8 protein-coding genes and 1 tRNA gene are annotated in these 6000 nt (G+C 38.5%); all 9 read right to left on the bottom strand.

The features are described 5' to 3' along the window. Positions 1–241, bottom strand: a 241-nt coding sequence (locus EQJ87_RS10630; RefSeq protein ID WP_130124535.1) for a DUF2829 domain-containing protein, incomplete at its 3' end; no start/stop codon positions are given. A gap of 52 nt (positions 242–293) precedes the next feature. Beyond that, positions 294–1226, bottom strand: a complete 933-nt coding sequence (locus EQJ87_RS10625) for a phage minor head protein (protein ID WP_130123209.1) — start codon at positions 1224–1226, stop codon at positions 294–296. A 5-nt stretch (positions 1227–1231) separates the two neighbouring features. Next, on the bottom strand, positions 1232–2665 hold the full coding sequence (locus EQJ87_RS10620; RefSeq protein ID WP_130123210.1) for a phage portal protein: 1434 nt from the start codon (positions 2663–2665) through the stop codon (positions 1232–1234). Next, on the bottom strand, positions 2665–3912 hold the full coding sequence (locus tag EQJ87_RS10615) for a hypothetical protein (RefSeq protein WP_130123211.1): 1248 nt from the start codon (positions 3910–3912) through the stop codon (positions 2665–2667). The genes EQJ87_RS10620 and EQJ87_RS10615 overlap by 1 nt, the downstream gene beginning before the upstream one ends. Further along, the gene (locus tag EQJ87_RS10610) at positions 3905–4312 is read right to left on the bottom strand and encodes a hypothetical protein (RefSeq protein ID WP_130123212.1); all 408 of its coding nucleotides are present in this window, start codon (positions 4310–4312) and stop codon (positions 3905–3907) included. The genes EQJ87_RS10615 and EQJ87_RS10610 overlap by 8 nt, the downstream gene beginning before the upstream one ends. 78 nt (positions 4313–4390) lie before the next feature. Continuing rightward, entirely contained in the window at positions 4391–4672 is a 282-nt protein-coding gene (locus tag EQJ87_RS11595; RefSeq protein WP_190289024.1) for a hypothetical protein, read from the bottom strand. A 255-nt stretch (positions 4673–4927) separates the two neighbouring features. Next, positions 4928–5002: transfer RNA gene (locus EQJ87_RS10605), tRNA-Lys, on the bottom strand. A gap of 127 nt (positions 5003–5129) precedes the next feature. Further along, positions 5130–5531: a DUF722 domain-containing protein gene (locus EQJ87_RS10600; RefSeq protein WP_130124537.1), complete on the bottom strand. Its 402-nt coding sequence runs from the start codon at positions 5529–5531 to the stop codon at positions 5130–5132. Between the two features lie 74 nt (positions 5532–5605). Continuing rightward, positions 5606–5914, bottom strand: coding sequence for a hypothetical protein (locus EQJ87_RS10595; protein WP_130122781.1), 309 nt, complete (start codon positions 5912–5914; stop codon positions 5606–5608). Positions 5915–6000: the final 86 nt, after the last annotated feature.

Raw genomic sequence — 6000 nt, 5'->3', positions numbered from 1 at the left:
TATCTCCAATGCTTGGCACCCACATTGCGTGTGTTCCGTCAGAGTTTTTAATTTGTAAATATGGATGAACGATAAATAAATCACCTTCATTCAAATCCCATGCATCAGCAGTTTGTTTATTGCAGTTGATGCCTTGAGGATACCCCTTTTGCCTTACAACAAACATCCCACGGCCATTCCAGCCAGTGCGCAAGGCTTTTTTACCTTCTTTGATTAGCGGTAATACTTCTTCGAATTTCATTATTTTGCCCTCCCTTGAGCATAAGAAAAGCGCCTGTCTTGTGACAAACGCTCTAGTTTTTATTTTTTATTTTCACCCATTCATCATAACTCTGCCATTTTCCGACTTTCCCAGTGATATTATTTCTCCGAACCGTTGGCATAATACCGTGGACAATAGGGCGAGTGGTACATCGGCAGTTAATATCTTCACTTGGTACACCCACTTGATGTGGGCCTAATGCATCATATCCGCCAACTTGAAACATCTTATCAACTTCTCGAATCTGTCCATCAACGTGCTGATGATCCTCACGAGTGCGGCCATCCAAAGTCGCTAGCCACATCTTCTTTAGGTCAATTCCTTTATCTGTGGCTTCTTTGTAACCTTTTTGAGTAGAAATACTGCTCACTCGTCCGCTTTCGGTTCTGGCAATTCTAACAGCTCGCTTATAACTCGCTTGCGTTTCGGTTGAAATGTCTCTGGCAATATCCGCATAGTTTTTACCCATCATAAAACCACGAGAAATGGCATTATTTGAAGCTTTGGCCAACTGATTAACGCTATCTCCCAAACGTTTTGAAAGTCGCTTACCTGCGACCGGTTGCTCCATAATTGTTTCTAAATAATGAGGGTCTAAAACATCAAAGTCAAGAAGAATATTATTGCTTTGTTCCAGCTCATACCACACGCTATTATATGCATCAGTCCCTTGCTTTAAGATATGGCCTTTAATGGATTGTTGAATATTTATCCCGGGCTCTCCAACCAGTTCATTGATGACGTTAGCGACGTTTAATAATCGCTCAACTTGTAATTGGTCCGAAAAACTCATCTGGTCATAAAGCTCAAGCCAAGTTTTGAGTTGTGCTTTTAAATCCTTAAGGTATTTCCGGTAAAGATTTGACAGCTCATTACTGAGTTTTGCTAAATCTTTTTCAGAATCAGGCATTCCAGCTTTGAGCGCTTTTTTGAAGTTTTCTAATGCTTGCTTTTTTTCATCCATAGGTTTTATTCCTCTGGCGGTTCTGTACCTTGAGTCACATCTTTATAATCAGAAGTAGAAAGTTTTCCTTTCACTTCTTCCCAATCTAACTCAAACTCTTCGCAGATAAGCTGCAAGGTGTCATCATCGCCGATAACGGGAGCGGCCGCAAGTATCGCATTAACATTTGATACTTTAGTATCTGCTTTAGTCTTCTCGTTGGTTGCAAGGTCATTTTCATTCACCATCATTTCACGGGTGATTACAAACTCAACCTGATTGCTCGTGAAGGAAGTCCCGTTTTTTCGGTTGATGTCCGCAATAACTAAATCAAGCGACCACTTTAAGAAAGCTCTCAACCGAACCTCTGTCTTATTGGCTTTCATGTCTAGCCGTGTGTATCGTGACTTGATGACAACGTTCGTCACATTGCCATCACCGACTTGTGAGCTATCAAAACCGAATCCAAAACGATAAATGTTTTCACTGTCAATTTCCATCTTGGTCTTTCGACCTTCAACTGGAATATTGACAACTTTTACATCAACTCCACCATCATCTCCAACACCTACAACTTTTTTATTCCGAAGATTAACCTGAAGCTTATCTAAAGAGTCTCCGTCAAATCCTCTAACCACATAAATGGCATCAGAGAAAGACTGTAAATTATTTGATAGGTAAGAGTTCATCAAGTCGTAGTCATCAATAAGCGCTTTGATTGGTTCTAAATCTGTTCGTTCCTGTTGGTTGTTCTGATAGCGATAGAGTGGGATTGTGTTGTAAGAGCGACCGCCAATCTCCTCTCCATTCGTTCCAAGAATATGAGGCTGCGAACCGATGAATTTATAATCATCTTTTTCGGAAGCTTCGAAAGTCATGACTTGTTTATCATCATAAAGTTCGGCAGTCTTGATAGTAACCACCTTGCCGTCTTTGAGAATGTCATTAGAATAATATCTTAAAACACGCTGAACAACGTTCATATCATCGTAAATCGGAATGATTTTCAAACCATCCAGGACTTGAAACACAATAACATCTTGTGGAGTCGTCCGAGGATAGACGTATTCAAAGCCTTTTTGACTTCCATTGGTTAGTAAATCATTTAAGAAAAGTTGGAAATCCTCGTCGTAATAATCCTTTAGATATTTAACCAATTGCTCGTCATCACATTCAATCTCAACCGGATTCGATAAAAGATATTGAACTTTCTGGTCAATCAATTCATTCAAAAAAGCATTGGGAATTTTGATATTTGTAGCGTACTTGTCTTCTTTTAAATTGTTATTATCGTCAATGTAAAAGATTCGATTGTCTAAAATGTCATGCTTATAATTATAATAATCAACGCCTTCTTTGGCACGCTTCTTTTTATCATCCTTCAAATCATTAGCAATCGCTCGCTTAATTCCACTTGCGATAGTAGAAGGGTCATTGCTTAGTAAAATGTTCGTAGCCATTAAATCAACCAACCTCCTTTTTTAGTAGTTTGTCTAATTAAACTTGCTGCGCTATCGGGCGCGTCGTCGTGTTCAGCATTCTCAGTGTAGTCCAATACCTGAGCCATATAATCTGGATCAGTAGTATCTAACCATTGAATTTTTGACCACTCAGCACGCAAATAGGTAGCAATTTTAATGAATTTATTTTGTGACTCGTGATATTCTTTGACTGGGATACCACGTTTTTTAATTTCTTTAGCAAGATAACCTTTATCCCCATTGTTTTCCACATGGATTGTCCCAAGCTTCAGTTCTTTGTGGATAAGTTCAATCTCATTCAAGCAATCGTCAACGTGCTTGTCCCATTTTTTGCCAAACATCACATTATCTTTCTTGGCAGTATACACCGTCGAGTCACTCCCGCCGTAAGCCGCATCAATGTGTGCTGTTCCATTGGCTATTTTGCCAACGTCATCAATATAGGTTGGAGCGCTAAACATGGCATCTTTATCTGCAATATGTTTCAGTTCATAGTTAGCAGCAAATAAACTAGGAATCATGGCTTGCCTCAAATGCTCTAACTGTTCTTTACTAATCAATCCTGTTTCATAGCAATCATAGCGTTTGACGTTTGGCATCTTAGAGATTGCATCTTCCTTGTGCCAGGGAGTTCCTGTGTTAATGAAACGGCCACCACGATTTTTAACATTCTGCAGTTCCTGGTACTGGGTTTTTGTCCGCTCACGTTCTGCCCGGCTTACTCGGTCTTTCAGATTGACAATGTCATCGGTGATAACAATGTCCGCGTGCTTACCAGTTATGCTGGCACCAATCCCCAAAGCAAGGAGTTGAGAAGTCCCCTTGCTTGTTTTCTTGAGGTTTGTATCAATTTCTGTATTGGTAGCTTTTGTAAATTCAATACCAGATTCTACATCCCATAAGGCAATGGCAAAATCTTGGAAGATATTTGACTGCAATAACTTCTGAACCTGCACCACAATTTCCGTAACATCCGTGTCGGTCTTTCTCATGAAGATAATCGCCTGATCAGGAAACATAACCAACAGAATCGCAATTGCAATCGAAAGACAAGTAGTTTTATATGACCCGCGATGAGCCAAGAGCGTTTCATCTTCCTCAGAAAACAAAAAAGACCTGATCCATTCATTGTGGATTTCTTCCAGGTCTTCAAAACCACACTCTATGCCGAATTGAATAGGATTATCTACCACTAAATCCATATAGAAGTCGAAGTTATTATCCATTTTTCAACCTCTCTTTAATCCGTTCTTGTATCTCCTGACTCCTTTGACTAATATTTATAGTACTAGTAACTTCTTGCTTTTCGACAATTGTCACACCCCCTAAGCCCAAAATCATTTTCCAAGCATCAAGCCTGACCCTTTCATTTTCTCCATGTCGTGCTAAATCAAGAATACCTGCAGCAGCTTCTCCCATATTGTCCGCAAGATATTTTTGGACTATTTCAGCGAAACTTTCTGTTAAACTATAATCATTTATGATTTTGGTTACTGTGGTTTGAGAAAGTGAAGCAAGCTTCGCAATTTCACGAACTGTTTTTCTTTCTACATTCCGCATGATCAATACGCTTGATATAATCTTTGGGTCCGTATAATATTTACTGTTCGCTCCATTTTGCTCCATATTTCTTAACCTCCAATCATCGCAAAAAGCCGCCATTTCTGACGACTTTTTTATTTTATTCTTTAAACAACTAATATTTTATCTTTTAAGAACCGTACTTTTTCCATCTTTTGTTGTAATTTTTAGTTTATTATTCTTATAACTAATCTTTTGGATATTTCGTGTAGGTATTGAAATTCTACCCTCCATTCCTCTGGCAGAAGGGGATGAGAATACAGTCTCAGCTTTTAGATGTCCGCCACCTTCAGTTCTTGTCACAGCATGTTTTACAATTTTAAATCCATCTTTTCTAGCAGGACTTATCCCATTGCTACTAGTACTACTACTCGCTCCTTTCTCCAACAATAAAAGGCTGCCCATTGGGCAACCTGTAATAAAATAATAATAGCAAGTCAGGGAATCGAACCCTGAGCGCCTACGTTCCCGTACCGTGCTTGCTACTAGCATTAAGTATAAACTCGCCACTTGTTATTTATACGTTAGTGATAAATAACTCCAAGCCTGCTATGTTTTAAATAACCCCGTTGTGAATGTAACGACAATCACTGTACAGTCGCAAGTTACCAAGCTGTTTTTATGGATTCAAACCATGGGAATATTATTATCAACCCATTATGTGACTGAGTGAGATTCGAACTCACGCCTCTGCATTAAAAGTGCAGTGTCTTAACCCCTTGACCATGCAGCCACAACAACGAAGTATGTCCAACCGAATAAATTGTAATTTTGCGCTTTCGTTGATAACTTCATGCTACCATTATCGCACTTAAATTCGGATATAAACGGGCAAAAAACGGGTTAAAAACGGAAAGTAAAATCAGCCCAAAGTACTTCTCCATAATCCATCTCTCAGTGTTTTTTTAAATGATGCATATTGTTTTCTTGCAGCATCTTCATCTAAGAATATCCTTTGTCCAACTTTTGACCACGACAAACGATATTTAAAACGAGCGATTATAATTTCTTTTACTTTTGTTCCGTGTATCACTTCCATCAACTCATCGAGTGTTTGCTTCTGATCATTAAGTCTGCCAAGTTCCTTATCAGCCTCCTTAATCAAATAGTTGCGCTCTTGTGGTGCGGTGTTTGAACTACTCCCACCGCTTCCGATTCTTTCCTCATGTTTTTCACGAGTGATCCAGCGTTCTCTCGAATTGATTTTAACTTGAAGCATACCTGTCATGTAATCACTTAATAACATATCTAATCTATCCGCCAATTCAAAAGCCTCCTGTGGTATAATAAGATTAGATGCAATCTTGCCGAAGCCCGTTCCCAGCGGGCTTTTTTTGTTTACCATAAAATTTGAATGAATGATTTATAAGTCTTAATTCCTAAAAAATTCTCTCCATGGATTTCTCTAAATGCTATGGCAAAACCATCACCGAGCTTTTCTTTTAAAAGAGAAGTTGTTTCTTTATTCCCTAGTCTCAACCTTAAATAACTATCACACTGATCACTTACTTGAATTCTAAAACCTGTATATCCTTTTTCGGCTGAAATCCTGATATTATTTTCTAAATTTGCTTTTTTGTACCATCTCTCAAACCATTTTTCATGCGATTCTTTTTGAGATGATTTAATTTCATCAATTAATGTCATTTTATTCTCCTAATATCCAAACCACAACATTTTTAGTAATAACAGTAATGCTGAAAATAAAAGCAGACAGACCAGAATAATTAATA

Origin of the sequence: Lactococcus sp. S-13 (assembly GCF_004210295.1) — a bacterium.
Classification (GTDB): Bacteria; Bacillota; Bacilli; order Lactobacillales; family Streptococcaceae; genus Lactococcus.
Note: the sequence above shows the minus strand (reverse complement) of the source record. Positions and strands in the feature narration are given on the sequence as shown.